This is a genomic window from Pseudomonas sp. GW823-FHT03E05 (assembly GCF_058796855.1).
Genome location: NZ_JBXAJB010000004.1, coordinates 481,594 through 508,346, shown reverse-complemented (window position 1 = coordinate 508,346; position 26,753 = coordinate 481,594). Strand labels below are relative to the sequence as shown.

Here is a 26,753-nt window from a genome sequence, read left to right as displayed (position 1 = left end):
CTAGTTATAACGAATAACGCTAACTAAAAATTAATGGCTATTTGACGGAAGGCAGAAAAGACCCTGGTGTTTTTTCTGCTTTTTCGAGTCTGACTTTTGTTGCAGGAAGGGGAATTTATGAGTGTTCATAAAGTGACTGCCAAGGATGTTGGCCGTGAAGGGCAAGTTTACGACGTGATCGGCATCGGTTTTGGCCCGGCGAACATCGCCCTGGCCATCGCCATGGAAGAGATGGAATTTGCCGGCACCCGGCTGTTTCTCGAGCGTCACGCGAGCACTCAATGGCAGCCGGAGATGATGCTCTCCGGCAGCGATATCCAGAACCACCCGAGCCGTGACCTGGTAACGCCGCGCAACCCGCGCAGCCGCTACACCTTCACCAACTTCCTGTTCGAGAACGACCGCCTGTTCGAACACCTGAACCTGGGCCTGGAGTTCCCCCTGCGCAGCGAGTTCGCCGAGTACGTACGCTGGGTTGCCGGCTTTTTCGCCCGGGACGTGGCCTACAACCAGAGCGTGAGCCAGATCCAGGTCGACCCGGCCAGCAACCTCTACACCATCACCACCCAGGCCGGCGTGCAGTATCAGGCGCGCTCCGTGGTCCTGGCCCCGGGCCGCACCCCGGTGATTCCGCAGGTGTTCGCCAACGCCGCGGCGGACCGGGTGTTCCACCTGACCCAGTACCTGGGGCGCCTGGCCAGCCTGGCGCAGAAGGGTGAGCTCAAGCGCGTGGCGGTGGTCGGCGGCAGCCAGAGCGCCATCGAAATCATCCTGCACCTGCGCCACACCTACCCGAACCTGGAAATCGTCAGCGTGCAGCGCGGCTACGGCTTCCGCCTCAAGGACACCAGCCAGTTCAGCGAGCACGTGTACTTCCCGTCCTTCGTCGACCAGTACTACAACAGCTCCGCCGAGGCGAAGAAGAACATCAACCGCCACCTGCACTACACCAACTATTCCGCTGCCGATGCCGACGTAATCAAGGAACTCTACGTGGGCATGTATGAGGACAAGCTGCAGGGCCGCGAGCGCGTGATCATCAAGGGGCTCAGCGAGATCCAGGGCTGCACGCCGGACGGCGAGGGCTACAGCCTGTCGCTGCGCAACAGCAGCACCCACGCCACCGAGGAACTGGGCGGGCTGGACGCGATCGTCCTGGCCACGGGTTTTCGCAACCTCGGCACCGGCCCCCAGGAAGAACGCTACCCGGCGATCCTCAAGGACCTGGCCGAACACCTGGAGAGCGACGCTCAGGGCGTGATCCGCATCGGGCGCGACTACAGCCTGGCCGCAGCCAAGGGCAGCCATCTGCCCGCGTTGTACCTCAATGGTCTGTGCGAATCCTCCCACGGCTATGGCGATGCCGGCTCCTTCAGCCTGCTGTCGCTGCGCTCGCGGGACATTTTCAACTCGCTGAACCAGCAACTGGGCCTGGCCCAGGCTGCAGAAAAGATCGCTTGAGCCGCTGCATCGAATCCTGAACCTCGACCCCTTTATGTGAGCAGGCAGCAATGGATATTTCAGAAATGGATGAGTTGGGCGTATTTGCGGATGTGGAGTCTTCGGCGCGCAGTTACTGCCGCAGCTTTCCGGTGGTCTTCGACCAGGCCCAGGGCAGTCATCTGTATGACCTGAAAGGCCAGGCCTATATCGACTTCCTGAGCTGCGCCGGGTCCGTGAACTATGGCCACAACCCCAAGGCGGTGAAGGCCGCGGTGATCGACTACCTGCAACGGGACGGCATCCAGGCCGCCCTGGACATGCACAGCCGGGCCAAGCAGGAGTTCATCTACAACTTCCGCAAGATCATCCTGGCGCCCCGGGCCCTGCCCTACAAAATGCAATTCACCTCGCCCACCGGCACCAGTGTGGTGGAGTCGGCGGTCAAACTGGCGCGCAAGGTCACCGGGCGCCGGCACATCGTGGCCTTCACCAACGGCTTCCACGGCATGTCCAACACCTCCCTGGGGCTGACCGGCAACCGTGACAACCGCCAGCCAGGGGTCGATCCCTATGTGTTCCGCATGCCGTTCGACGGTTACCTGGAAGGCCTGGATTCCATCGCCTACTTCGAGCGCCTGGTCAAGGACAACAGTTCCGGCATGGACCTGCCGGCAGCGGTGATCCTGGAAACCATCCAGGGCGAAGGCGGGATCAACGTGGCTTCAGCAGAGTTCCTGCAGCGCCTGCGCCAGCTGACCGCCGAGCACGGCATCCTGCTGATCGTCGACGACATCCAGGCCGGCTGCGGCCGCACCGGGACCTTCTTCAGCTTCGAGCCCTCGGGCATCACCCCGGACATGGTCTGCCTGTCCAAGTCCCTCAGCGGCTACGGCTTGCCGTTCGCCCTGCTGCTGCATCGCCCGGAACTGGACCAATGGTCCCCTGGCGAGGACAACGGCACTTTCCGCGGCAACACCCTGGCCTTTGTCGCCGCCACCAAGACCGTGCAGGAGTTCTGGAGCGACGACCGCCTGGTCAAGCACATCCAGGCCAACGAAGCACAGCTCAAGGAGTGGCTGGCTGAGGTGACCGAACGCTTCGCCGGGCATATCAAGGATGTGCGCGGACGCGGGCTGTTCTACGGCATCGAGTTCCACGACCCGGCCCAGGCCGCCGCGGTGATGCGTGCCTGCTTCGCCCGCCGCCTGATCATCGAGCGCTGCGGTCCGGTGGACCAGGTACTCAAGCTGATGCCGGCGCTGACCATCAGCAGCGAAACGCTGCAGGCCGGCCTGGCGAGCATTTTCGACGCCATGCAACAGGTGCTGGAGCAGGGCAAGTTAAGTGACCCGGACCAGGACGTCGATCCTCTGGTCTTCATTAATGGAGTCGCGCATGTCGACTAATACCAACCGCGCCATCATCGAGCTGACCATTGGTGGCTTGATGCTCAGCCTGTCGGCGCTGGCCGTGGCCTTTGCCCACATCGGCGCCGGTGGGGCCGGGTTCTACCGCATGCTGTTCGCCTCGATCCTGTTCTTCCTGCTGCTCAAGGTGCGGCGCATCCCGGTGCTGCTCAAGAGCGCCAAGGCGCAGCTGTACACGGCCCTGGCCGGGGTGTTCCTGGCCATCGACCTGGTGCTCTGGCACCAGAGCATCTACATCGTCGGCCCGGGCATCGGTTCGATCCTGACCAATTGCCAGGTGTTCTTCATGACCCTGCTGGGTCTGTACCTGCTCAAGGAGAAGCCGTCGATCTACTTCCTGATCTCCATCACCCTGGCGTTTATCGGCCTGTACCTGTTGCTGCTGCCGGAAATGACCAGTGCAGTGGGCATCAAGGGTGTGGTCTATGGCGTGCTTTCGGGCCTGGCCTACGCCATTTGCGTGTATTTCCTCAAGGTCAACACGCAGTTGCCTGACGGTGGGGGCGACAAGATCGCACAGATGCTCAACCTGAGCCTGTGGGCCGCGCTGGTGCTGCTGGTGTATGCCCTGGCCATGGGGGAAAGCCTGGCCATCGTCGATGGGCAGACCCTGGTGATGTTGATCATCTATGGGGTGATGGTGCAATTCGTGGGCTGGTTGCTGGTCAACCGCTCCATCGGTGCCATCAGCCTGGGCCTGGCGGGGCTGATCCTGCTGCTGGAACCGGTGATCACCTACTTCGTCGATGTGGCGTTTCTCGGCAAGGCCAGCTCGGCGCTGCAGATCGCGGGTGCGCTGCTGACCATCTTTGCGGTGTACATCGGCTCTATCAAACCACCGGAGAAGGTGACGCCGGTGACCGAGGCTGCCTGAGGTCTCGAGCTGATCCAGTGCTCTGATTCATAGATCCGCTCGACTTTTGCTGCGCACAGACCCGCCTGTCTGCGCGCAGTTTTTTTTGCCCGGAATTCAGGCTGACAAGGCCAGGCGCGTGGCTCGCGGATCTGTCGCAGCCTGGGCCTGGGTGCCTTCGTCCTCTTCCAGTACCCGCGAGGCGCGGCCCACCAGCAATGGGTCCGGGGCATGGGCGACTTTCAGGTCCTTGCCCGGGTAGTCCAGCTCGTGCAGGAAGTGGCGGATACAGTTGATTCGCGCGCGCTTCTTGTCATCGGACTTGATCACCGTCCAAGGGGCATCGGCGGTGTCGGTGTGGAAGAACATCGCCTGTTTGGCGGCGGTGTACTCGTCCCACTTGTCCAGGGACTTGATGTCGATGGGCGAGAGCTTCCAGTGCTTGAGCGGGTCGTCCCGACGGGAGATGAAGCGGCGCAGCTGTTCTTCGCGGTTCACCGAGAACCAGAACTTGAACATCAGGATGCCGCTGTTGCACAGCATGCGCTCCAGCTCCGGGGTCTGGCGCATGAACTCCAGGTATTGCAGGGGCGAGCAGAACTCCATCACTCGTTCCACCCCGGCGCGGTTGTACCAGGAGCGGTCGAAGAAGACCATTTCCCCGGCGGTGGGCAGGTGCTGGATATAGCGCTGGAAGTACCACTGGCCCTTTTCCTGTTCCGAGGGCTTTTCCAGGGCCACGATCCGCGCGCCGCGGGGGTTGAGGTGTTCCATGAAGCGCTTGATGGTGCCGCCCTTGCCAGCAGCGTCACGGCCTTCGAACAGCACCACGATGCGCTGCCCGGTTTCCTTGACCCAGCTTTGCACCTTGAGCAGTTCGATCTGCAGTTCGTTCTTGGCCTTTTCGTACTCGGCGCGGCGCATGCGGTTGCGGTACGGATAATTGCCCGGCAGCGCAGCGGACACGCTGTCTTCGTTGGAGCCGCGTGGCGCGCTGGCCACCTGCAGGGCCATGGGCTTCTGGCTGATGGCGCTGATCTCGGCCTCGGCGGCTTTCACCGGTGCAGCCTTGCTCGCTGTGCGTGGGCGACGCGGGCGCGGCGTTGCGGGTTTGCGCGGGGTGCTCTTGGCAGGGCTGGCGGAGCTGGCTTCCGGCAAGGCTTTGGGCTGGGTGCGGAGGGTGGATTCTTCACTCATATAAGGAGGGCCTGTGCGTCTCGTTCAAATGTTCACTTACAAGTGTATGGCCCTCAAACGTCGGCTCTTTGACCTCCATCAAGGATGTGCCCGAGAGATGCTTGTATCAGGCGCGCGGGGCCCTGGCGCCGGCTACGGAAGCAATTCCTGCTGATGCACCGCGAGCCTCGGGAATCCAATGCGAGTGTCGCCCCTGGCAGGGGGAGCGACATTCCTCGGAACCTGCATGGAAGGATGCTGAATATGGATACTGATACCGTTGTTCATTCAAGCCGCCGTCGTCTGGCGCGTCGCTGGCAAAGTCTGTTGCTGTTACTGGGCCTGGGTGCGCTGGCGCAATCGGCGCTCGCCATCAACGTGGCGTTTGACGGCTCCTGTGCCACCCAGGCTGACCGTACCGCGGTGAGCAATGCCGTGGCTGTCGCTACTACCTGGTCGACCAATGCCTACAACCAGGTCAACAACAATGAAGCGACCTTTCGCCGCAATCAGGACCTGGCCTACCGGACCTGGTTCGGTACCTTCAGCCAGGATCGCTACCAGCGGGTGCGTGCAGTGCTCGACGGGGTGCGTTTCAAGCTCAACAGTGGCAACACCCTGACGGCCTATTGCCGGGTCAACCCGAATGACCCTTGCGACGCGCCCGGGGATATCGCCGCCACCTACGTCAACGCCCGCGGGGACGTGCAGGCCTGGTTCTGCACGGCATTCTTTGCCCTGCCGCCGCGCGTGGGTTTCGATACCCAGGCCGGTACCGTGGTGCATGAACTGACCCATTCCATTGGCCACACCACCGATATCCCCGGCGCCTACGGCGTGGCGGGATCGCAGAACCTGGGAGCCAACCGCCCGAGCGACGCGGTGGAGAATGCCGACAACTACGAGTACTACGTGGAGGACTTGTACGACTGAGCAGGGCGGGAAAGAGGCCCGCAACGGGAGGTGTGCGCCGTGCTGGCACTTTTCTGCAGGCGAAAAAAAAGACCTTGGATTTCAAGGTCTTTTTCATGTTTGGTGCCCCGAGGGAGACTCGAACTCCCACTTCTTGCGAAAACGGATTTTGAATCCGCCGCGTCTACCAATTCCGCCATCAGGGCTCAATGGCGGCGAAGTATAGAGAGGCGCTTACCGTTGGTCAATCGGCTTTCATGGTCAATTTTTGCTTAATCCGCTAAACTTTCCGGCCCTGCTAGACGAACCCCATCATGCGCGTTGCTGACTTTACCTTCGAGCTTCCTGATTCGCTGATCGCCCGCCATCCACTGGCCGAGCGTCGCGGCAGCCGTCTGTTGACCCTGGATGGGCCAACCGGCGCCTTGGCCCACCGTCAATTCACTGATTTGCTTGAGCATTTGCGCCCGGGCGATCTGATGGTGTTCAACAATACCCGGGTGATTCCGGCCCGTCTGTTCGGTCAGAAGGCTTCCGGCGGCAAGCTGGAAATCCTCGTCGAGCGGGTGCTGGACAGCCACCGTGTGCTGGCCCATGTGCGCTCCAGCAAGTCGCCCAAGCCTGGGTCGAAGATCCTCATCGACGGCGGTGGCGAAGCCGAGATGCTGGCGCGCCATGACACGCTCTTCGAGCTGGGCTTTGCCGAAGAAGTGCTGCCGCTGCTGGACCGGGTCGGGCACATGCCGTTGCCTCCTTATATAGACCGTCCGGATGAAGGCGCCGATCGCGAGCGTTACCAGACCGTGTACGCCCAGCGCCTGGGCGCGGTGGCGGCACCGACCGCCGGGCTGCATTTCGACCAGCCGCTGCTGGAGGCCATTGCCGCCAAGGGCGTGGAGACCGCGTTCGTCACCCTGCACGTGGGGGCTGGTACCTTCCAGCCGGTGCGGGTCGAGCGCATCCAAGATCACCATATGCACCACGAGTGGCTGGAAGTCGGCCAGGACGTGGTGGATGCAGTTGCTGCGTGCCGGGCTCGCGGTGGCCGGGTGGTGGCAGTGGGCACCACCAGCGTGCGCTCCCTGGAAAGCGCCGCGCGCGATGGCGTGCTCAAGCCGTTCAGTGGCGACACCGACATCTTTATCTACCCGGGCCGGCCGTTCCATGTGGTCGATGCCCTGGTGACCAACTTCCATCTGCCGGAATCCACGCTGTTGATGCTGGTTTCGGCGTTCGCCGGCTATCCCGAAACCATGACCGCCTATCGCGCCGCGGTGGAAAATGGATACCGCTTTTTCAGCTACGGTGATGCGATGTTCATCACCCGTAATCCCGCGCCGACCGCTCCCAAGGATCTGGCCCCCGAGGAAACTGTATGAGTCGCACTTGTCGTATGTCCTTCGAGCTCCTGGCCACTGATGGCAAGGCTCGTCGCGGTCGCCTGACCTTCCCCCGCGGCACGGTGGAAACCCCGGCCTTCATGCCGGTGGGCACCTATGGCACGGTCAAGGGCATGCTGCCGCGGGATATCGTCGCTACCGGCGCCGAAATCATCCTCGGCAACACCTTCCACCTGTGGCTGCGCCCGGGTACGGAAGTGATCAAGGCCCACGGTGACCTGCATGATTTCATGCAGTGGAAAGGCCCGATTCTGACCGACTCCGGTGGCTTCCAGGTGTTCAGCCTGGGTGCCATGCGCAAGATCAAGGAAGAGGGCGTGACCTTCGCCTCGCCGGTGGACGGCGCCAAGGTGTTCATGGGTCCGGAAGAGTCGATGCAAGTGCAGCGCGACCTGGGTTCGGACATCGTGATGATCTTCGATGAATGCACGCCGTACCCGGCTGATGAAGACGTGGCGCGAATCTCCATGGAGCTGTCCCTGCGCTGGGCCCAGCGCTCGAAGAATGCCCACGGCGACAACACCGCGGCGCTGTTCGGTATCGTCCAGGGCGGCATGCACCAGGACCTGCGCATGCGCTCCCTGGAAGGCCTGGACAAGATCGGCTTCGACGGCCTGGCCATTGGTGGCCTGTCGGTGGGCGAGCCCAAGCATGAAATGATCAAGGTCCTGGACTACCTGCCAGGCCAGATGCCAGCCGACAAACCTCGTTACCTTATGGGAGTTGGCAAGCCGGAAGATCTGGTTGAGGGTGTGCGCCGCGGTGTGGACATGTTCGATTGCGTGATGCCAACCCGCAATGCCCGCAATGGGCATCTGTTCATCGATACAGGCGTGCTGAAGATCCGTAACGCGTTCCATCGCCATGATGATTCGCCGCTGGACCCAACTTGTGATTGCTACACCTGCCAGAACTTCTCCCGTGCTTATCTGCACCACTTGGACAAGTGTGGGGAAATGCTCGGGAGTATGCTCAATACCATCCATAATTTGCGCCATTACCAGCGTCTTATGGCTGGTTTGCGCGAGGCTATTCAACAAGGTACATTGGCCGCCTTTGTCGATTCCTTCTATGCCAAACGCGGGTTACCCGTGCCGCCTTTAGAATAAGTTCTAAAGACGTTAAGACACTAATTCTGAAATTATCGGAGTGTTAAATGAGCTTTTTGATCCCTGCCGCGTATGCGGACGCCGCTGCACCTGCCGCTGCCGGTCCTGCTGGCACTGGTTTCGAGTGGATTTTCCTGGTCGGCTTCCTGGTCATCTTCTATCTGATGATCTGGCGCCCACAGGCCAAGCGCGCCAAAGAGCAGAAGAACCTGCTGGGTAGCCTGCAGAAAGGCGACGAAGTTGTGACCACCGGCGGTATTGCCGGCAAGATCAACAAAGTGACCGACGACTTCGTGGTTCTGGAAGTGTCGGACTCCGTTGAACTGAAGTTCCAGAAGGGCGCGATCGCTGCCACGCTGCCAAAAGGCACGCTGAAAGCGATCTAAGTTTCATCTTTTACCAATCGACGGGGCGCGCAAGGCGCCCCGCGTCATAAACGGGCGGCGTGATGCTGAACAAATATCCTCTGTGGAAGTACCTACTGATCCTGGCGGTGCTGGCGATCGGTTTTATTTATTCCGCTCCCAATCTATACCCTGATGATCCGGCCATTCAGGTCAGCGGCGCGAGTACCGCGTTGCAGGTCACTCAGGCGGATCTGGATCGTGCGAGCAAAGCGCTCACCGACGCCGGCATCAACGTCAAGGCTTCTTCCATTGCCGCCAACGGCAAGGGTGGCCTGCTGCGCTTGACCAACAAGGAAGACCAGCTTCCGGCCAAGGATGTAGTGCGCAAGGCGCTGGGCGATGACTATGTGGTGGCGTTGAACCTGGCGCAAACCACTCCGCAATGGCTGCGCAACCTCGGTGCGCACCCGATGAAACTGGGTCTGGACTTGTCCGGTGGTGTGCACTTCCTGCTGGAAGTGGACATGGACAAAGCCCTCGACGCCCGCCTGAAAGTCTACGAAGGCGACGTCAAGAGCCTGCTGCGCAAAGAGCGCCTGCGCTATCGCAGCCTGCCGCAGCTCAATGGCGCCATCCAGCTGGGCTTCAGCGATGAAGACAGCCGTGAGCAGGCCCGTTCGCTGATCCGCAAGAACTTCAATGATTTCGATATCGTACCGGCCGACCTCAATGGCCAACCGGTGCTGCGTCTGGCGATGACCCCAGCCAAGCTGGCGGAAATCCGCGAATACTCCATCAAGCAGAACTTGACCACCGTGCGTAACCGGGTCAACGAGCTGGGTGTGGCCGAGCCTCTGGTTCAGCGCCAGGGTGCCAACCGTATCGTGGTTGAGCTGCCGGGCGTGCAGGACACCGCTGAAGCCAAGCGGATCCTGGGCAAGACCGCCAACCTGGAGTTCCGTCTGGCCGCCGAGCCGGGTGCTTCCAAGGCGACTTCCGAGTCCTTCGAATTCCGTGAGGGCAATCGTCCTCCAGCGCAGATCGAGCGTGGCCTGATCATCACCGGTGACCAGGTGACCGATGCCCAGGCCGGTTACGACGAGCATGGCCGCCCACAGGTGAACATCAAGCTTGATGGCCACGGTGGCGAGCTGATGAACCGTTCGACCCGCAGCAACGTCGGCCGCAGCATGGCGGTGATCTTCATCGAGCAGAAGCCGATCACCACCTATACCAAGCAGGTGGTCGACGGCGTCGAGAAGGACGTGCCGGTCCAGGCGTTCAAGGAAGAGAAGAAGATCATCAGCCTGGCGACCATTCAGTCGCCACTGGGTAGCCAGTTCCGTATCACTGGCCTCAATGGCCAGGGCGAATCCTCCGAGCTGGCGCTGCTGTTGCGTGCCGGTGGTCTGGCGGCGCCGATGTACTTCGCTGAAGAGCGCACAATCGGTCCGAGCCTGGGTGCTGACAACATCACCAAGGGTATCGATGCGTCGCTGTGGGGCATGCTGTTCGTGTCGCTGTTCATCATCGCCATCTACCGCTTCTTCGGGGTGATCGCCACTGTGGCGCTGGCCTTGAACATGGTGTTGCTGCTGGCCCTGATGTCCCTGCTGGGGGCTACGCTGACCTTGCCGGGTATCGCCGGTATCGTGCTGACCATGGGCATGGCGGTGGACGCCAACGTGCTGATCTTCTCGCGGATACGTGAAGAGATCGCCGCCGGCATGACCGTGCAGCGAGCAATCAACGAAGGCTTCGGCCGGGCATTCACCGCGATTCTGGACTCCAACCTGACCACACTGCTGGTGGGTGGCATCCTCTTTGCCATGGGCACCGGCCCGGTCAAGGGCTTTGCGGTGACCATGTCCCTCGGGATCTTTACCTCGATGTTCACGGCCATCTGGCTGACCCGCGCGATGGTCAACCTGATCTTCGGTGGTCGTGACTTCAAGAAGTTGTGGATTTAAGGGGCTGCCATGTTACGTACTATTAACTTCATGGGCGTGCGCAACGTTGCGTTCGGCGTCACTGTGCTGCTCACCATCCTGGCGTTGTTCAGCTGGTTCCACAAAGGCTTGAACTACGGTCTGGACTTCACCGGCGGTACGCTCATCGAGCTGACCTACGAGCGTCCGGCAGACGTGATGAAGGTGCGTTCGCAACTGAACGACGCCGGTTATCACGAAGCCATCGTGCAGAGCTTCGGTGCGACCACCGACCTGCTGGTGCGGATGCCGGGCGAAGACCCGCAACTGGGCCACCAGGTGGCTGAAGCGCTGCAGAAGGTTGGCGGTGACAACCCGGCGCAGGTCAAGCGCGTCGAGTTCGTCGGCCCGCAGGTGGGTGAAGAGCTGCGCGACCAGGGTGGCCTCGGCATGCTCATGGCGCTGGGCGGCATCCTCATCTACCTGGCGTTCCGCTTCCAGTGGAAGTTCGCGGTCGGTGCCATCGTCTCGCTGATCCATGACGTGATCGTGACCGTGGGTATCCTGTCGTTTTTCCAGATCACCTTCGACCTGACGGTGCTGGCGGCGGTGCTGGCGATCATCGGTTACTCGCTCAACGACACCATCGTGGTGTTCGACCGGGTGCGTGAGAACTTCCGTGTGCTGCGCAAGGCCAGCCTGATCGAGAACATCAACATCTCGACCACCCAGACCCTGCTGCGCACCATGGCCACTTCGATCTCCACCCTGCTGGCGATCGTGGCCCTGCTGTTCTTCGGTGGCGACAACCTGTGGGGCTTCTCCATCGCCCTGTTCGTCGGTGTGTTGGCGGGTACCTACTCGTCGATCTACATCGCCAACGTGGTGCTGATCTGGCTGAACCTGAACAGTGAAGACCTGATTCCTCCGGCCAATACCGAGAAGGAAGTGGACGACCGTCCTTGATGGCCTGACCTGTTCCGGCTGTCAGTTAAAAAGGCGCGAGTGTTGAACTCGCGCCTTTTTTTTTGCTCCAAGGCTGGGAGAAGCGCGGGCTTTTGACCCGCATGTATGGTCAGGAGGTTCACGTGAACAAGTCGTTGCTGGTTGGTGCGGTATTGGGTGCTGTCGGTGTCACCGCCGGGGGTGCTGTTGCCACCTACAGCCTGGTTAAAAGCGGCCCTGAGTATGCGCAAGTGCTGGCCGTTCAGCCGGTCAAGCAACAGATCAAGACCCCGCGGGAAGTCTGCAAGGACGTCGCCGTGACCCGGCAGCGCCCGGTCAAGGATGAGCATCAGATCCTGGGCACCGTGGCTGGCGCAGTGGGCGGTGGCCTGTTGGGCAGCATGATCGGTAATGGCAATGGCAAGAAACTCGCCACGGTTGCCGGTGCTGTTGGTGGGGGCTATGCGGGGAACAAGGTGCAGGAAGGCATGCAGGAGCGTGATACCTACACCACCACCCAGACTCGCTGTAACACGGTCAATGACATCAGTGACAAGATCGTTGGTTATGACGTGAAGTACGACCTGGGTGGCAAGCAGGGCCAGGTGCGTATGGATCGGGATCCGGGCAACCAGATTCCGGTGGATAAAGAAGGGCGCCTGATTCTCGGTCAGAACCAGAATCAGCCCGGCCAGTAACCCTCAACTGCAGGAGCCTGTTTGCCGGCGAAGGCGATTTCAAGGTCCCATTCGCCGGCAAGCTGGCTTCTACGGCAATTGCGGGCATAAAAAAAGCACCCCTCGGGGTGCTTTTTTTGTCGCTGGTGCTTAGCGCTTCAGCGAAGCCGGCAGGTGCGGCTGGATGGCGGTCAGGACTGCCTTGAAGCATTTGGTATTGCCGGCCACGACGTGGCCTTTTTCCAGGAAGTCGTGACCGCCGGTGAAGTCGCTCACCAGGCCGCCGGCCTCCTGGATCAACAGGGCGCCTGCTGCCATGTCCCATTCGGACAGGCCCGATTCCCAGAAGGCGTCAAAGCGACCGGCGGCGACGTAGGCCAGGTCCAGGCTTGCTGCGCCAGCGCGACGGATGCCAGCAGTCTGGCCAACCAGGGCGCGGAACATGCCCAGGTAGTTGTCCAGGTTGTCCATCTGGTCGTCACGGAAGGGGAAGCCGGTGCCCAGCAGGGCGCCGTCGAGGCTGGTGCGGCCGCTGACCCGCAGGCGACGACCGTTCAGCTGGGCGCCGCGGCCACGGCTGGCGGTGAATTCTTCCTGGCGAACCGGGTCCAGGACCACGGCGTGTTCCAGGCGGCCACGGTATTTGCAGGCGATGCTCACGGCAAAGTGCGGGATGCCGCGCAGGAAGTTGGTGGTGCCGTCCAGTGGGTCGATGATCCACAGGTAGTCTTCGCCTTCGCCGCTGCCGGCGTGCAGGCCGGTTTCTTCGCCGAGGATGGCGTGGGTCGGGTAGGCTTTGCGCAGCGCGTCGATGATCTTCTGCTCGGCAGCGCGATCAACTTCGGATACGTAGTCTTTGGCGTCTTTTTCGTCGACCTTGATGGTATCCAGGCGCTCGATGGAGCGGAAAATCAATTCACTGGCGCTGCGGGCGGCGCGCAGCGCGATATTCAGCATTGGCTGCATGGATAGGTCACCTAAGGTTGTTAAAGAAAGCCGAGCATTCTAGCAGAAAACTTTTGCAGATGAAGGTCGGCGTTCGCTTTGATTGCATTGATCCGCTGTGTGGCGCATTTCGTCAGCGGGTATTGGCCGCTCCTGTCGCGGGCTCTCAATAAGGCAGCGGAATTGGCAGATGGTTATTTTTGAGGCGGTGGTGCAGCCTGTTCTGTAATATTTGCTCCCCCTTCCCGTGTCCGAGAGCGCCTCCCTTGCTGCAGAACATTCGTGTCGTCCTGGTCAATACCAGTCATCCGGGCAATATCGGCGGGGCTGCGCGTGCCATGAAGAACATGGGCTTGTCGCGGCTGGTGCTGGTGGAGCCGCGGGTATTTCCGTCCCATGAGGCGGATGCGCGGGCTTCTGGTGCCACCGATATTCTCGAAAATGCCCAGGTGGTGGCGACGCTGGAGGATGCTCTGGCGGGTTGCACCCTGGTGTTCGGCACCAGCGCTCGTGATCGGCGCATTCCCTGGCCGCTGCTGGATCCTCGCGAGTCGGGCCTCAAGGTCGTGGAGGAGGCCGGGCAGGGGGCGCAGATCGCTCTGGTGTTCGGTCGTGAAGATTCCGGCCTGACCAATGACGAGCTGCAGCGATGTCATTTCCATGTGCATATCCCGTCGGATCCGGAGTTCAGCTCGTTGAACCTGGCCACGGCGGTGCAAGTGCTGACCTATGAAGTGCGCATGTCCTGGTTGGCAGCCCAGGGCCAGCCGAGCAAGGTGGAGAAGGATGAGGTGGCGTCGCCGCGCAGTGATGAGCTGGCAACCATGGATGAGCTGGAGCGGTTCTACGAGCACCTGCAGCAAACCCTGGTGGCCATCGACTTCCTCGATCCGGAGAAACCTCGACACTTGATGGCGCGCTTGCGTCGGTTGTACGGTCGCAGCTCGGTCAGTCGGGCGGAAATGAATATATTGCGAGGCATCCTCACGGAAACCCAGAAAGCGGCTCGTGGGGAGCTACAGAAGCGGAAGGATCAGTGATGTTCGAACGTCTGCGTGAAGATATCCAAAGTGTTTTCCATCGTGACCCGGCTGCGCGCAACGCCTTTGAGGTGCTGACCTGCTACCCGGGGATGCATGCGATCTGGATCCATCGCCTGTCCGGCGCCTTGTGGGGGATGGGCTGGAAGTGGCTGGCGCGGCTGGTCTCGAACTTCGGGCGCTGGCTGACCGGGATCGAGATTCATCCGGGGGCCAAGGTCGGTCGTCGCTTCTTTATTGACCATGGGATGGGCATCGTCATTGGCGAAACCGCCGAGATCGGTGATGACGTCACGCTTTACCAGGGGGTGACCCTGGGTGGCACCAGTTGGAATAAAGGCAAGCGCCACCCGACCCTGGAAGATGGTGTAGTGGTGGGGGCTGGCGCCAAGGTGCTGGGGCCGTTCACGGTCGGGGCCGGGGCCAAGGTCGGTTCCAATGCCGTGGTGACCAAGGCGGTGCCGGCCGGTGCGACCGTAGTGGGGATTCCGGGGCGGATCATTATGAAATCCAATGATGAGCAGGAAGCCAAGCGCAAGGCCATGGCGGAAAAGCTCGGCTTCGATGCCTATGGCGTCAGCGAGGACATGCCTGACCCCGTGGCGCGGGCCATTGGTCAGTTGCTTGATCACCTGCAAGCGGTCGATGGTCGTCTGGAGGGGATGTGTGGCGCGCTGAAGGATCTGGGCAGTGACTACTGCGCCAAGGACTTGCCTGCCCTGCGTGAAGAAGACTTCGCTGAAGTCAAGGGCAAGGGCGACAGCCAGGTCGGCTGATGCCCCGCAAACCGGCTTCTCCTGCAGGAGCCGGTTTGCCGGCGAAAAAGCCCCCGAGATGCCATAAGCGACCCGCGGGTCAGTTGTTGCCATCGCGCTGTGCCATTACGTCGCAGACTTTGCTATGATTCGCGCGCTCTTTTGCGGGTAAATCCGACTAAAGTAGTTGGTCTTATAGTTGACCTGATTACTCGGGTATTGCATACTCGCCTCCATTCCGAAACTCCGTGGTACTTGTCCATGCGACTGACTACTAAAGGCCGATACGCCGTGACCGCCATGCTCGATCTGGCGTTGCACGCGCAACATGGCCCGGTCTCCCTGGCCGATATCTCCGAGCGCCAAGGCATTTCCCTGTCCTATCTCGAACAGCTTTTCGCCAAATTGCGCCGTAGCAATCTGGTGTCCAGCGTCCGGGGTCCTGGTGGCGGCTATCAGCTGTCCCGCGACATGCAGGGGATCCAGGTGGCCCAGGTGATCGATGCGGTGAACGAATCGGTCGATGCAACCAAATGCCAGGGGCTGGGTGATTGCCATGCCGGCGACACCTGCCTGACGCACCACTTGTGGTGCGATCTGAGCCTGCAGATCCACGAATTTCTAAGCGGTATCAGCTTGGCTGACCTTGTCACTCGCCGTGAGGTGCAAGAAGTAGCCCAGCGTCAGGACCAGCGCCGTTGTAATGGCAAGGCGCCGCGCCTGGACAAGATTGAAGCGTCCGCCGTCGAATGACAGCCAAAGAGCTAGCGGCACGCCAGCCAGCCTGATTTAGGAGAGAGTCCATGAAATTGCCGATTTACCTTGATTACTCAGCGACCACCCCGGTTGATCCGCGCGTCGCGCAGAAAATGAGTGAATGCCTGCTGGTCGACGGGAACTTCGGTAACCCGGCGTCCCGCTCCCACGTGTTTGGCTGGAAAGCCGAAGAATCGGTGGAAAACGCCCGTCGCCAAGTGGCCGACCTGGTTAACGCCGACCCGCGTGAAATCGTCTGGACTTCCGGTGCTACCGAATCCGACAACCTGGCAATCAAGGGTGTCGCGCATTTCTACCACACCAAGGGCAAGCACCTGATCACCTCGAAGATCGAGCACAAGGCTGTCCTGGACACCATGCGCCAACTCGAGCGTGAAGGCTTCGAAGTGACCTACATCGAGCCGGGCGAAGACGGCCTCATCACTCCGGCCATGGTCGAAGCAGCCCTGCGTGACGACACCATCCTGGTTTCGATCATGCATGTGAACAACGAGATCGGCACCATCAACGACATCGCTGCCATCGGCGAACTGACCCGCTCCAAGGGCGTGTTGTTCCACGTCGACGGCGCTCAGTCCACCGGCAAGGTCGACATCGACCTGCAGGCCCTGAAGGTCGACCTGATGTCCTTCTCCGCCCACAAGACCTACGGCCCGAAAGGGATCGGCGCGCTGTACGTCAGCCGCAAGCCGCGGGTGCGCCTGGAAGCCACCATGCACGGCGGTGGTCACGAACGCGGCATGCGTTCCGGTACCCTGGCTACTCACCAGATCGTCGGCATGGGCGAAGCCTTCCGCGTGGCCAAGGAAGACATGGCTGCCGAGAACCTGCGCATCAAGGCCCTGAGCGACCGCTTCTACAAGCAGGTCGAGCACCTGGAAGAGCTGTACATCAACGGCAGCATGACTGCCCGCGTACCGCACAACCTGAATCTGAGCTTCAACTACGTTGAAGGCGAGTCGCTGATCATGGCCCTCAAGGACCTGGCAGTGTCTTCCGGTTCGGCCTGTACTTCGGCCTCCCTGGAGCCTTCCTACGTGCTGCGTGCCCTGGGTCGCAACGACGAGCTGGCTCACAGCTCGATCCGCTTCACCTTCGGCCGCTTCACCACTGAAGAAGAAATCGATTACGCGGCGCAGAAAGTCTGCGAAGCCGTTACCAAGCTGCGCGCTCTGTCGCCGCTGTGGGACATGTACAAAGATGGCGTCGATATCTCGAAGATCGAGTGGGCGGCGCACTGAATATAAGTCGCCGCACAGGGTTCTGTAGAGCGTACCGATAACGGCGATTTGCAGAACCCAAGAGCGACTCTCTGATGAGTGAGGATTAAGAATCATGGCTTACAGCGAAAAGGTCATCGACCACTACGAGAACCCGCGCAACGTCGGCAAGATGAACGCGGAAGATCCGGATGTCGGCACCGGCATGGTCGGCGCTCCTGCCTGCGGCGACGTGATGCGCCTGCAGATCAAGGTCAATGAGCAGGGCATCATCGAAGACGCCAAGTTCAAGACCTATGGCTGCGGTTCCGCCATTGCTTCCAGCTCCCTGGCCACTGAGTGGATGAAGGGCAAGACCCTGGATGAAGCCGAAACCATCAAGAACACCCAGCTGGCTGAAGAGCTGGCCCTGCCTCCCGTGAAGATTCACTGCTCGGTACTCGCCGAAGACGCCATCAAGGCCGCCGTACGCGACTACAAGCAGAAGAAAGGCCTGATCTGACCGATCGGCTTTCACAGATTTGGCGACAAGTAAGGAGTCACGATGGCTATCAGCATGACAGAAGCGGCTGCTCAACACGTGCGACGCTCCCTCAACGGGCGCGGCAAGGGTGATGGGATTCGTCTGGGTGTTCGCACCACGGGCTGTTCCGGCCTTGCCTACGTGCTGGAGTTCGTCGACGAGATTGGCGAGGACGATCAGGTATTCGAGAGTCACGGCGAGAAAGTGATCATCGATCCGAAAAGCCTGACCTATCTGGACGGCACCGAACTTGATTTCGTCAAGGAAGGGTTGAACGAAGGCTTCAAGTTCAACAACCCCAACGTGCGCGGTGAGTGTGGCTGCGGCGAAAGCTTCAACATCTGAGGCTTGTCGTGGGTACTCCTTGTCATTTCGCTTTATTTGAGCTGCAACCGAGCTTCCGCCTGGATCTCGAGCAGTTGGCCGCGCGCTACCGCGAGTTGGCGCGTGGGGTTCATCCAGACCGTTTTGCCGATGCTTCCGAGCGCGAGCAGCGCCTGGCCCTGGAGCAGTCGGCAAGCCTCAACGAGGCTTACCAGACCCTCAAGAGCCCGCCCAAGCGCGCCCGTTATCTGCTGGCTTTGAATGGCGGCGAGTTGCCGCTGGAAGTCACGGTGCATGATCCGGAGTTTCTTCTGCAGCAGATGCAATGGCGCGAAGAGCTCGAGGATTTGCAGGACAGCGCCGACCTGGCCGGAGTGGCGGCATTCAAGCGTCGGCTCAAGACAGCCCAGGATGAACTGAATGAAAGCTTCGCAGCCTGTTGGGATGATGCGGCGCAACGCGAGCAGGCCGAGCGCCTGATGCGGCGCATGCAGTTCCTCGACAAGCTCACCTACGAAGTGCGCCAGTTAGAAGAGCGCCTCGACGATTAACCCAGTGCCGCTCCGGTCGCACGCCTGATATACAGATAAGTCCAGATAAGCATGGCCCTACTGCAGATCGCCGAACCCGGCCAAAGTCCTCAACCGCACCAGCGTCGCCTGGCTGTGGGGATCGACTTGGGCACTACCAATTCGCTGGTCGCTGCCTTGCGCAGTGGTCTTTCCGAGCCGCTGGCCGACGCGCAGGGACAGGTGATTCTGCCGTCCGCGGTGCGTTATCACGCCGACCGCGTCGAGGTGGGCGAGTCTGCCCGCCTGGCTGCACCTACCGACCCTTTGAATACCGTGCTTTCGGTCAAGCGCCTGATGGGGCGCGGCCTGTCCGACGTCAAGCAGCTGGGTGAGCAACTGCCCTATCGCTTCGTCGAGGGCGAGTCGCACATGCCGTTCATCGAGACCATCCAGGGGCCGAAAAGCCCGGTGGAGGTATCGGCTGAAGTGCTCAAGGTGCTGCGTCAGCGTGCTGAGGCGGCCCTGGGTGGCGAGCTGGTAGGTGCGGTCATCACCGTTCCTGCCTATTTCGACGACGCCCAGCGTCAAGCCACCAAGGATGCGGCCAAGCTGGCTGGCCTGAATGTGCTGCGCCTGCTCAACGAGCCGACCGCGGCGGCTGTGGCTTATGGTCTGGATCAGCACGCCGAAGGCGTGGTGGCGATCTATGACTTGGGTGGCGGCACCTTCGATATTTCCATTCTGCGCCTGACCGGCGGCGTCTTCGAAGTCTTGGCTACCGGTGGCGATACTGCCTTGGGCGGCGATGACTTCGATCACGCCATTGCCGGCTGGATCATCGAGGGCGCGGGCCTGTCCGCCGACCTCGACCCGGGTACCCAGCGCAGTCTGTTGCAAGCCGCTTGTGCGGCCAAGGAAGCCTTGACCGGCGCCGCGTCCGTGGAAGTGGTGTATGGCGATTGGCGTGCCACCCTGACTCGCGACGCCTTCGACGCCCTGATCGAGCCGATGGTTGCCCGCAGCCTCAAGGCCTGTCGTCGTGCTGTACGCGATTCCAATGTCGAATTGGATGAAGTGCAGGCGGTGGTCATGGTGGGCGGTTCGACTCGTGTGCCGCGTGTGCGTGAGGCGGTGGCTGAAATGTTCGGTCGCCAGCCGTTGACCGAGATCGATCCGGATCAAGTGGTGGCCATTGGGGCCGCGATCCAGGCCGATACCTTGGCCGGCAACAAGCGCGAAGGCGGCGAATTGCTGCTGCTGGACGTGATTCCGCTGTCCCTGGGGTTGGAAACCATGGGCGGGCTGATGGAGAAGGTGATTCCGCGCAACACCACCATTCCGGTTGCCCGTGCCCAGGACTTCACCACCTACAAGGATGGCCAGACGGCCATGATGGTTCATGTGCTGCAGGGCGAGCGCGAGCTGATCAGCGACTGCCGCTCCCTGGCGCGTTTCGAATTGCGCGGCATCCCACCGATGGTGGCCGGTGCGGCGAAGATCCGCGTGACCTTCCAGGTCGACGCCGATGGCCTGCTCAGCGTTTCTGCGCGAGAGCTGGGTTCGGGCGTCGAAGCCAGCATCCAGGTCAAGCCATCCTACGGTCTGACCGACGGCGAGATCGCCAAGATGCTCAAGGATTCCTTCCAGTACGCCGGCGACGACAAGGTGGCCCGTGTACTGCGCGAGCAGCAGGTTGATGCTCAGCGCCTGATCGAGGCGGTGCAAGGTGCCTTGGACGCCGATGGCGAGCGTCTGCTGGACGCCGAAGAGCGCATGGTCATCGAGCTGCAGATGCAGGAATTGAGTGAATTGATGCGTGGCACCGATGGTTATGCCATCGAGCAGCAGACCAAGCGTCTGTCGCAAGTGACCGATGCCTTTGCTGCCCGACGCCTGGATTCGACGGTGAAAGCCGCGCTGGCGGGGCGCAACCTGAATGAAATCGAGGAATAACTGATGCCGCAGATCATTTTTCTGCCACACGCCGTGTTCTGTCCGGACGGCCTGGTTGTAGAGGTCGAGCCTGGCGTCTCGGTGCTCGAGGTGGCGCATGACAACCACATCGAGATCGAAAGTGCCTGTGGCGGCGTCTGTGCCTGCACCACCTGCCATTGCATCATTCGTGAAGGCTTCGACTCGCTGAACGAGGCTGACGAGCTGGAAGAAGACCTGCTGGACAAGGCCTGGGGCCTGGAAGCGCAGTCGCGCCTGTCCTGCCAGGCCATCGTCGGCGATGAAGACCTGACCGTCGAAATTCCAAAATACTCGCTCAACCATGCAGCCGAAGCGCCGCACTGATTTCAAGGAACTGGCATGAGCCTCAAGTGGGTTGATGTACTGGAAATCGCGATCCAACTGGCTGAGTCCAAGCCGGATGTGGATCCGCGTTATGTGAACTTTGTCGATCTGCACCAATGGGTTCTGGCACTGCCGGAGTTCAGCGACGATCCGGCTCGCGGAGGCGAGAAGGTTCTTGAAGCAATTCAGGCCGCCTGGATCGACGAAGCTGACTGAATCCGCGGGCTACGCAGTTAGGCAATCCCTATAAACCCGCGTATAATTCGCGGGTTTAATTTTTCGCTTTAATCACCGTTTCTGGAGTTACACCATGGCTGTTCAACGTACTTTCTCCATCATCAAGCCTGACGCTGTTGCAAAAAACGTTATCGGCAAGATCGTTTCCCGTTTTGAAGAAGCCGGCCTGCGCGTTGTAGCTTCGAAAATGAAGCAACTGTCCAAGGCTGAAGCTGAAGGCTTCTACGCTGAGCACAGCGAGCGTGGCTTCTTCGGCGAACTGGTTGCCTTCATGACTTCCGGCCCGGTTGTTGTTCAGGTTCTGGAAGGCGAAAACGCCATCGTTCGCAACCGTGAGCTGATGGGCGCTACCAACCCTAAAGAAGCTGCTGCCGGCACCATCCGTGCTGACTTCGCCGAGTCCATCGACGCCAACGCCGTTCACGGTTCGGACTCCGAAGCTGCCGCTGCTCGCGAAATCGCTTACTTCTTCGCAGCTACTGAAGTAACCGCTCGCTGAGTAAGGCTTGCGCGTGAGAGGTGAAACCATGACTGCATCGATCGGCAAAACTAACCTGTTGGGGCTTACTCAACCGGAAATGGAGAAATTCTTCGACTCAATCGGGGAGAAGCGTTTCCGTGCCGGTCAGGTAATGAAATGGATTCACCACTTTGGCGTCGATGATTTCGACGCCATGACGAATGTCGGCAAGGCCTTGCGCGAAAAGCTCAAGGCTGTTGCCGAGATTCGCGGTCCGGAAGTGGTCAGCGAGGACATCTCCAGCGACGGCACCCGTAAATGGGTGGTGCGCGTGGCGTCCGGCAGCTGCGTCGAGACCGTCTACATTCCCCAGGGCAAGCGTGGCACTCTGTGCGTTTCGTCCCAGGCGGGCTGTGCCCTGGATTGCAGTTTCTGCTCCACCGGCAAGCAAGGCTTCAATAGCAACCTCACCGCCGCCGAAGTCATCGGCCAGGTGTGGATTGCCAACAAATCCTTTGGCAGCGTCCCGGCGACCGTCGACCGTGCCATCACCAACGTGGTGATGATGGGCATGGGTGAGCCGCTGCTGAACTTCGACAACGTCATCGCTGCCATGCACCTGATGATGGACGACCTGGGCTACGGCATCTCCAAGCGCCGGGTGACCCTGTCGACCTCCGGCGTGGTGCCGATGATCGATGAGCTGGCCAAGCACATCGACGTCTCGCTGGCGTTGTCTCTGCACGCACCCAATGATGCGCTGCGCAACCAGCTGGTACCGATCAACAAGAAGTACCCGCTGAAGATGCTGCTCGAGTCCTGCCAGCGCTACATGTCGGCCCTGGGTGAGAAGCGTGTGCTGACCATCGAGTACACCCTGCTCAAAGACGTCAACGACAAGCTTGAGCACGCGGTGGAGATGATCGAGCTGCTCAAGGATGTACCGTGCAAGATCAACCTGATCCCGTTCAACCCGTTCCCGCATTCCGGGTACGAGCGTCCGAGCAACAATGCCATTCGTCGCTTCCAGGACCAGCTGCATCACGCCGGTTTCAACGTCACCGTGCGCACCACGCGTGGTGAAGACATCGATGCCGCCTGCGGTCAGTTGGTCGGGCAGGTGCTGGACCGCACCCGTCGTAGCGAACGCTATATCGCCGTGCGTGAGTTGAGCGCCGACGCCGATATGCCGCAAAGCGCCGCGACCCGTACCTGAGAGAGGATCTCCATGGCCCTGCGCTTTGCGCTGCTCCTGCTTGTTGCCAGCCTGTGTGCTGGCTGTGTTCTGTCGGGTGATTCCAACCCGATGAACACCAGCAAGGGGCGCGACGAGGCGCGCGAGGCCTATGTGCAGTTGGGCCTGGGCTACTTGCAGCAGGGCATGAGCGAGCGGGCCAAGGTGCCACTGAAGAAAGCCCTGGAACTGGCCCCCGCCGATGCCGACGCCAATGCTGCCCTGGCACTGGTGTTCCAGGCCGAGATGGAACCGGCCCTGGCCGACGAGCATTTTCGCCAGGCCCTGGCGGCGCGTCCGGACAGTGCCCGGATCCTCAATAACTACGGCAGCTTTCTGTTCCAGGAAAAACGTTACAAAGAGGCTTATCAGCGCTTTGAGCAAGCCGCTGCTGATACTCTGTACCCCGAACGTTCCCGAGTGTTTGAAAACCTCGGCATGACCGCTTCAAGGCTCGGCCAGCGTGATCTGGCCCAGCTGCAGCTGGAAAAGGCCTTGCGTCTCAATCATCAACAGCCCCGTGCATTGCTGGAAATGGCTGAGTTGTCTTACGAAGACAGGCATTATGTGCCCGCGCGCGACTATTACGATCGTTTTAGCCTGCTCGGCGAGCAAAATGCACGTAGTCTATTGCTCGGCGTTCGGCTGGCAACGGTGTTCGAAGATCGCGACAAGGCCGCCAGTTACGGTCTGCAACTAAAACGACTTTATCCCGGTACGCCGGAATATCAGCAATACCTGTCGGAGCAATGATGAAAGCGGCCCATCCCGAAGTTCAAGCAGTGACTCGCGTAAACCCCGGTGAGACCCTGCGTCAGGCCCGCGAAAGCAATGGTTGGTCGCTGGCCGAAGTGGCCCACAAGCTCAACCTCACCGTGAGCTCCCTGAGCAACCTGGAAGCTGGCGCCTTCGACAAGCTGCCGGGGCACACTTTCGCCCGTGGCTATATTCGTGCCTACGCCAAATTGCTGGGCATGGATCAGGCGGTACTGGTCCAGGAGTTCGATCAATACACCGGTACCGACTCCCAGGGCAGCAGCGTCCATGCCCTGGGGCGCATCGAAGAGCCGGTGCGGGTTTCCCACACTATCTTGCGCATTGTCAGTTTGCTGCTGCTGGTGGCGGTGGTTGGTGGCGGTTTCATCTGGTGGCAGGATCAGTCCTCCCAGCGCGGCAAGGAGCCGGTCTCCCTGAGCCCCGAGCATGTCGAGGTCGAAGGCGCCGACGGCACTACCCAGATTCATCCTATCGACGAGCCCGAAGACCAGGCGGTTGCCGAGGGGCAGAGCGAAGCGCTGGACAACGCCGCTCAAAGCGAAGGCCAGGCAGCGAGCGAGACTCCTGCCGCCCCAGCCGTTTCGACCGCTCCGGCGCCGGCTGCCACTGCGTCCGTCCCCGCAGCTCCCGTGCACAACGCGCCGGCTCCGGCGCCTGTCGCACCGGCTGCCGTGGCGCAAGCGCCTGTCACGCCGACCGCGCCTGCTGCTGCGGTTGCACCGGGCAGCGCTGCGGCAACTGCAGTTGCAGGCGCGGGCCAGGTACAGATCCAGTTCAGCGCCGACTGCTGGGCCCAGGTCATCGATGCCAACGGCAAGGTTCTGCTCAGCGCCCTCAAGCGCAAGGGTGAAAATGTCGATGTCAGCGGCAAGCCGCCTTTTGCCGTACGTCTGGGCTATGCCCGTGGCGCACAAATCACTTACAACGGTCAGGCGGTGGATATCGCCCCGTTCACCAGTGGCGAGACTGCTCGCCTGAAGTTAGGTCAATAAGTCATGCACGGCGAATCTCCAATCAAGCGTCGCGAATCCCGCAAGATCTGGGTCGGCTCGGTACCGGTCGGAGGCGATGCCCCGATTGCGGTGCAGAGCATGACCAACAGCGACACCAACGACGTGGCCGCAACCGTCGCCCAGATCAACCGCCTGGAAGCCGCCGGTGTCGATATCGTGCGGGTTTCGGTGCCGGACATGGACGCCGCCGAGGCGTTCGGCCGGATCAAGCAGCAGGTCAAGGTACCGCTGGTGGCCGACATCCACTTCGACTACAAGATCGCGCTGCGCGTGGCCGAACTGGGCGTCGATTGCCTGCGGATCAACCCGGGCAATATCGGTCGTGAAGACCGGGTACGCGCGGTGGTGGATGCTGCCCGTGATCGCGGGATCCCGATCCGTATCGGGGTCAACGCCGGTTCCCTGGAAAAAGACCTGCAGAAAAAATACGGCGAACCGACCCCGGCTGCATTGGTGGAGTCGGCGCTGCGTCACGTAGAGCACCTGGAACGCCTGAATTTCAAGGACTTCAAGGTCAGCGTGAAAGCCTCGGACGTGTTCATGGCCGTCGAGGCCTATCGCCTGCTGGCCAAGGAAATCATCCAGCCCCTGCACCTGGGGATCACCGAAGCCGGTGGTTTGCGTTCAGGCACAGTGAAATCCGCCGTCGGCCTCGGTATGCTGCTGGCCGAAGGAATTGGCGATACCATTCGCATTTCGCTGGCGGCCGACCCGGTCGAGGAAGTGAAGGTCGGCTACGACATTCTCAAGTCCCTGCACCTGCGTTCCCGTGGCATCAACTTCATCGCCTGCCCGAGCTGCTCGCGGCAGAACTTCGATGTGGTGAAAACCATGAACGAACTGGAAGGACGACTTGAAGACCTGTTGGTGCCGTTGGATGTTGCAGTGATCGGTTGCGTGGTCAACGGCCCGGGTGAAGCCAAAGAGGCGCACATCGGCCTGACCGGTGGTACACCGAACCTGATCTACATCGATGGCAAGCCGGCACAGAAACTGACCAATGACAATCTGGTGGACGAGCTTGAAAAGCTGATCCGGCAGAAGGCGGCCGAAAAGGTCGAGGCCGACGCAGCGCTGATCGCTCGCGGCTAACCGAACGTATTTAAGGATTTTTTGTGAGCAAGTCTCTGCAAGCCATTCGTGGCATGAATGACATCCTGCCCGAGCAGACGCCCCTGTGGCGTTATTTCGAGGGTACTGTGGCGCGCCTGCTGGATAACTACGGTTACAAGCAGATCCGCATGCCGATCGTCGAGTTCACCGAGCTGTTCAAGCGCTCCATCGGTGAAGTGACCGACATCGTCGAAAAAGAGATGTACACCTTCGAAGATCGCAACGGCGACTCCCTCACCCTGCGTCCGGAAGGCACCGCTGCCTGTGTCCGTGCAGTGCTGGAGCACGGCATCACTGGCGGTGGCCAGGTGCAGAAGCTGTGGTACATCGGCCCGATGTTCCGTCACGAGCGCCCGCAGAAAGGCCGTTATCGCCAGTTCCACCAGATCGGTTGCGAGGTATTCAACCTCGACGGGCCGGACATCGATGCTGAACTGATCGTGCTGACCTGGCGCCTGTGGGGCGAGCTGGGCATCCGTGATGCGGTCAAGCTCGAACTCAACAGCCTGGGTACCGCCGAAGCGCGCGCGCGCTATCGCGACGCGCTGGTGGAGTTCCTGTCGGCGCGCATGGACAAGCTGGACGAAGACAGCCAGCGCCGCCTGAAGACCAACCCGCTGCGGGTGCTGGATACCAAGAACCCGGACACTCAAGCCGTGCTGGTGGATGCGCCCAAGCTGGCCGACTACCTGGACGAAGAGTCCCGCGTGCACTTCGAAGGCCTCAAGGCCCGCCTGGATGCTGCGGGTATCCCCTATGTGATCAACCCCAAGCTGGTGCGCGGGCTGGATTACTACAGCAAGACCGTTTTCGAATGGGTCACCGACAAGCTCGGTGCCCAGGGTACTGTCTGTGCCGGTGGCCGTTACGATGGCCTGGTGGAGCAGATGGGCGGCAAGCCTACCTCGGGCGTTGGCTTTGCCATGGGGATCGAGCGTCTGGTGCTGCTGCTGGAAACCCTGGAGCAGGTCCCGGAAGAGATCTCGCGCCAGGTCGACGTTTACCTCTGCGCCTTCGGTGAGGCCGCCGAACTGGCCGCTCTGGCGCTGAGCGAGCGTGTTCGCGATCAATTGCCGAACCTGCGTCTGCAGATCAATGCCGGTGCCGGCAGCTTCAAGAGCCAATTCAAGAAGGCCGACAAGAGCGGCGCGCTGTATGCGCTGATCCTCGGTGACGACGAACTGGCCCAGCAAGTGGTAGGTTTCAAACCCCTGCGTGGCCAGGGCGAACAACAAAGCATTGCCTGGGATGCACTCGCTGCGCACCTGGCCACCTGCGTCGTGCAGGGTTGAAGCTGTCAAACAGCCG

Annotated in this window: 28 protein-coding genes and 1 tRNA gene; 26 read left to right on the top strand and 3 right to left on the bottom strand. The window is 60.9% G+C overall.

The features are described from left to right. Nucleotides 1-117: 117 nt before the first annotated feature. From AC1RCO_RS19220 to AC1RCO_RS19210, 3 genes are all read left to right on the top strand, one after another. The gene (locus AC1RCO_RS19220) at nucleotides 118-1,461 is read left to right on the top strand and encodes a SidA/IucD/PvdA family monooxygenase (protein WP_019094258.1); all 1,344 of its coding nucleotides are present in this window, start codon (nucleotides 118-120) and stop codon (nucleotides 1,459-1,461) included. Nucleotides 1,462-1,526: 65 nt separating this feature from the next. Then, complete coding sequence (gene ectB / locus AC1RCO_RS19215) at nucleotides 1,527-2,849, top strand: diaminobutyrate--2-oxoglutarate transaminase (protein ID WP_011063238.1); 1,323 nt, start codon at nucleotides 1,527-1,529, stop codon at nucleotides 2,847-2,849. Next, on the top strand, nucleotides 2,839-3,744 hold the full coding sequence (locus tag AC1RCO_RS19210; RefSeq protein ID WP_011063237.1) for a DMT family transporter: 906 nt from the start codon (nucleotides 2,839-2,841) through the stop codon (nucleotides 3,742-3,744). Before ectB ends, AC1RCO_RS19210 begins: the two co-directional genes overlap by 11 nt. A gap of 96 nt (nucleotides 3,745-3,840) precedes the next feature. Here AC1RCO_RS19210 and ppk2 read toward each other — a convergent pair whose 3' ends face one another. Beyond that, nucleotides 3,841-4,737, bottom strand: coding sequence for a polyphosphate kinase 2 (ppk2, locus tag AC1RCO_RS19205; RefSeq protein ID WP_161466650.1), 897 nt, complete (start codon nucleotides 4,735-4,737; stop codon nucleotides 3,841-3,843). Nucleotides 4,738-5,163: 426 nt separating this feature from the next. On the opposite strand from ppk2, the gene AC1RCO_RS19200 reads away from it, so the two are divergent. Next, complete coding sequence (locus tag AC1RCO_RS19200) at nucleotides 5,164-5,832, top strand: M35 family metalloendopeptidase (protein WP_011063235.1); 669 nt, start codon at nucleotides 5,164-5,166, stop codon at nucleotides 5,830-5,832. 100 nt (nucleotides 5,833-5,932) lie between these two features. On the opposite strand, the gene AC1RCO_RS19195 is transcribed toward AC1RCO_RS19200, so the two are convergent. Next, nucleotides 5,933-6,017 (bottom strand) — tRNA-Leu (locus AC1RCO_RS19195). A 108-nt stretch (nucleotides 6,018-6,125) separates the two neighbouring features. On the opposite strand from AC1RCO_RS19195, the gene queA reads away from it, so the two are divergent. The 6 genes from queA to AC1RCO_RS19165 all read left to right on the top strand — a co-directional run bounded on the left by queA (nucleotide 6,126) and on the right by AC1RCO_RS19165 (nucleotide 12,238). After that, nucleotides 6,126-7,190 (top strand): tRNA preQ1(34) S-adenosylmethionine ribosyltransferase-isomerase QueA, encoded by a 1,065-nt coding sequence (gene queA / locus AC1RCO_RS19190; protein ID WP_492617947.1) that lies wholly within the window; start codon nucleotides 6,126-6,128, stop codon nucleotides 7,188-7,190. 14 nt (nucleotides 7,191-7,204) lie between these two features. Then, nucleotides 7,205-8,320, top strand: coding sequence for a tRNA guanosine(34) transglycosylase Tgt (gene tgt / locus AC1RCO_RS19185; protein ID WP_162470478.1), 1,116 nt, complete (start codon nucleotides 7,205-7,207; stop codon nucleotides 8,318-8,320). A 47-nt stretch (nucleotides 8,321-8,367) separates the two neighbouring features. Next, the gene (gene yajC / locus AC1RCO_RS19180) at nucleotides 8,368-8,706 is read left to right on the top strand and encodes a preprotein translocase subunit YajC (RefSeq protein ID WP_011063224.1); all 339 of its coding nucleotides are present in this window, start codon (nucleotides 8,368-8,370) and stop codon (nucleotides 8,704-8,706) included. Between the two features lie 62 nt (nucleotides 8,707-8,768). Further along, complete coding sequence (gene secD, locus AC1RCO_RS19175) at nucleotides 8,769-10,637, top strand: protein translocase subunit SecD (RefSeq protein ID WP_011063223.1); 1,869 nt, start codon at nucleotides 8,769-8,771, stop codon at nucleotides 10,635-10,637. Nucleotides 10,638-10,646: 9 nt separating this feature from the next. Next, entirely contained in the window at nucleotides 10,647-11,561 is a 915-nt protein-coding gene (secF, locus tag AC1RCO_RS19170) for a protein translocase subunit SecF (protein ID WP_011063222.1), read from the top strand. Nucleotides 11,562-11,683: 122 nt separating this feature from the next. After that, entirely contained in the window at nucleotides 11,684-12,238 is a 555-nt protein-coding gene (locus AC1RCO_RS19165) for a glycine zipper 2TM domain-containing protein (RefSeq protein WP_011063221.1), read from the top strand. 129 nt (nucleotides 12,239-12,367) lie between these two features. On the opposite strand, the gene suhB is transcribed toward AC1RCO_RS19165, so the two are convergent. Beyond that, nucleotides 12,368-13,183 carry a type III secretion system regulator SuhB gene (suhB, locus tag AC1RCO_RS19160; RefSeq protein WP_011063220.1) on the bottom strand — a complete coding sequence of 272 codons (816 nt, stop codon included), beginning with the start codon at nucleotides 13,181-13,183 and terminating at the stop codon, nucleotides 12,368-12,370. A 245-nt stretch (nucleotides 13,184-13,428) separates the two neighbouring features. On the opposite strand from suhB, the gene trmJ reads away from it, so the two are divergent. The 16 genes from trmJ (at nucleotide 13,429) to hisS (ending at nucleotide 26,737) form a co-directional block, all read left to right on the top strand. Next, a complete protein-coding gene (gene trmJ / locus AC1RCO_RS19155) occupies nucleotides 13,429-14,202 on the top strand; it encodes a tRNA (cytosine(32)/uridine(32)-2'-O)-methyltransferase TrmJ (RefSeq protein WP_019094261.1) in 774 nt (257 codons plus the stop codon). Next, entirely contained in the window at nucleotides 14,202-14,978 is a 777-nt protein-coding gene (cysE, locus tag AC1RCO_RS19150; protein ID WP_011063218.1) for a serine O-acetyltransferase, read from the top strand. Before trmJ ends, cysE begins: the two co-directional genes overlap by 1 nt. 240 nt (nucleotides 14,979-15,218) lie before the next feature. Further along, nucleotides 15,219-15,710: a Fe-S cluster assembly transcriptional regulator IscR gene (iscR, locus tag AC1RCO_RS19145; RefSeq protein ID WP_011063217.1), complete on the top strand. Its 492-nt coding sequence runs from the start codon at nucleotides 15,219-15,221 to the stop codon at nucleotides 15,708-15,710. Nucleotides 15,711-15,760: 50 nt separating this feature from the next. Then, on the top strand, nucleotides 15,761-16,975 hold the full coding sequence (locus AC1RCO_RS19140; protein ID WP_015636881.1) for an IscS subfamily cysteine desulfurase: 1,215 nt from the start codon (nucleotides 15,761-15,763) through the stop codon (nucleotides 16,973-16,975). A 94-nt stretch (nucleotides 16,976-17,069) separates the two neighbouring features. Next, nucleotides 17,070-17,456 (top strand): Fe-S cluster assembly scaffold IscU, encoded by a 387-nt coding sequence (gene iscU / locus AC1RCO_RS19135; protein WP_007929523.1) that lies wholly within the window; start codon nucleotides 17,070-17,072, stop codon nucleotides 17,454-17,456. Nucleotides 17,457-17,498: 42 nt separating this feature from the next. Further along, nucleotides 17,499-17,822 carry an iron-sulfur cluster assembly protein IscA gene (gene iscA, locus AC1RCO_RS19130; RefSeq protein ID WP_007929524.1) on the top strand — a complete coding sequence of 108 codons (324 nt, stop codon included), beginning with the start codon at nucleotides 17,499-17,501 and terminating at the stop codon, nucleotides 17,820-17,822. 8 nt (nucleotides 17,823-17,830) lie between these two features. Next, on the top strand, nucleotides 17,831-18,352 hold the full coding sequence (gene hscB / locus AC1RCO_RS19125; RefSeq protein WP_011063215.1) for a co-chaperone HscB: 522 nt from the start codon (nucleotides 17,831-17,833) through the stop codon (nucleotides 18,350-18,352). A 51-nt stretch (nucleotides 18,353-18,403) separates the two neighbouring features. After that, nucleotides 18,404-20,266, top strand: a complete 1,863-nt coding sequence (gene hscA / locus AC1RCO_RS19120; protein WP_011063214.1) for a Fe-S protein assembly chaperone HscA — start codon at nucleotides 18,404-18,406, stop codon at nucleotides 20,264-20,266. Between the two features lie 3 nt (nucleotides 20,267-20,269). After that, on the top strand, nucleotides 20,270-20,611 hold the full coding sequence (gene fdx / locus AC1RCO_RS19115) for an ISC system 2Fe-2S type ferredoxin (RefSeq protein WP_011063213.1): 342 nt from the start codon (nucleotides 20,270-20,272) through the stop codon (nucleotides 20,609-20,611). Nucleotides 20,612-20,626: 15 nt separating this feature from the next. Continuing rightward, complete coding sequence (iscX, locus tag AC1RCO_RS19110; protein WP_011063212.1) at nucleotides 20,627-20,827, top strand: Fe-S cluster assembly protein IscX; 201 nt, start codon at nucleotides 20,627-20,629, stop codon at nucleotides 20,825-20,827. Nucleotides 20,828-20,921: 94 nt separating this feature from the next. Next, on the top strand, nucleotides 20,922-21,347 hold the full coding sequence (ndk, locus tag AC1RCO_RS19105; RefSeq protein WP_011063211.1) for a nucleoside-diphosphate kinase: 426 nt from the start codon (nucleotides 20,922-20,924) through the stop codon (nucleotides 21,345-21,347). A gap of 28 nt (nucleotides 21,348-21,375) precedes the next feature. Then, complete coding sequence (gene rlmN, locus AC1RCO_RS19100) at nucleotides 21,376-22,524, top strand: dual-specificity RNA methyltransferase RlmN (protein WP_011063210.1); 1,149 nt, start codon at nucleotides 21,376-21,378, stop codon at nucleotides 22,522-22,524. A gap of 12 nt (nucleotides 22,525-22,536) precedes the next feature. Further along, entirely contained in the window at nucleotides 22,537-23,295 is a 759-nt protein-coding gene (gene pilW, locus AC1RCO_RS19095; RefSeq protein ID WP_011063209.1) for a type IV pilus biogenesis/stability protein PilW, read from the top strand. Continuing rightward, nucleotides 23,295-24,311 carry a RodZ domain-containing protein gene (locus AC1RCO_RS19090; RefSeq protein WP_015636879.1) on the top strand — a complete coding sequence of 339 codons (1,017 nt, stop codon included), beginning with the start codon at nucleotides 23,295-23,297 and terminating at the stop codon, nucleotides 24,309-24,311. The genes pilW and AC1RCO_RS19090 overlap by 1 nt, the downstream gene beginning before the upstream one ends. A 3-nt stretch (nucleotides 24,312-24,314) precedes the next feature. Continuing rightward, complete coding sequence (ispG, locus tag AC1RCO_RS19085) at nucleotides 24,315-25,424, top strand: flavodoxin-dependent (E)-4-hydroxy-3-methylbut-2-enyl-diphosphate synthase (RefSeq protein WP_011063207.1); 1,110 nt, start codon at nucleotides 24,315-24,317, stop codon at nucleotides 25,422-25,424. Between the two features lie 23 nt (nucleotides 25,425-25,447). Then, complete coding sequence (gene hisS / locus AC1RCO_RS19080; RefSeq protein ID WP_011063206.1) at nucleotides 25,448-26,737, top strand: histidine--tRNA ligase; 1,290 nt, start codon at nucleotides 25,448-25,450, stop codon at nucleotides 26,735-26,737. Nucleotides 26,738-26,753 lie beyond the last annotated feature (16 nt).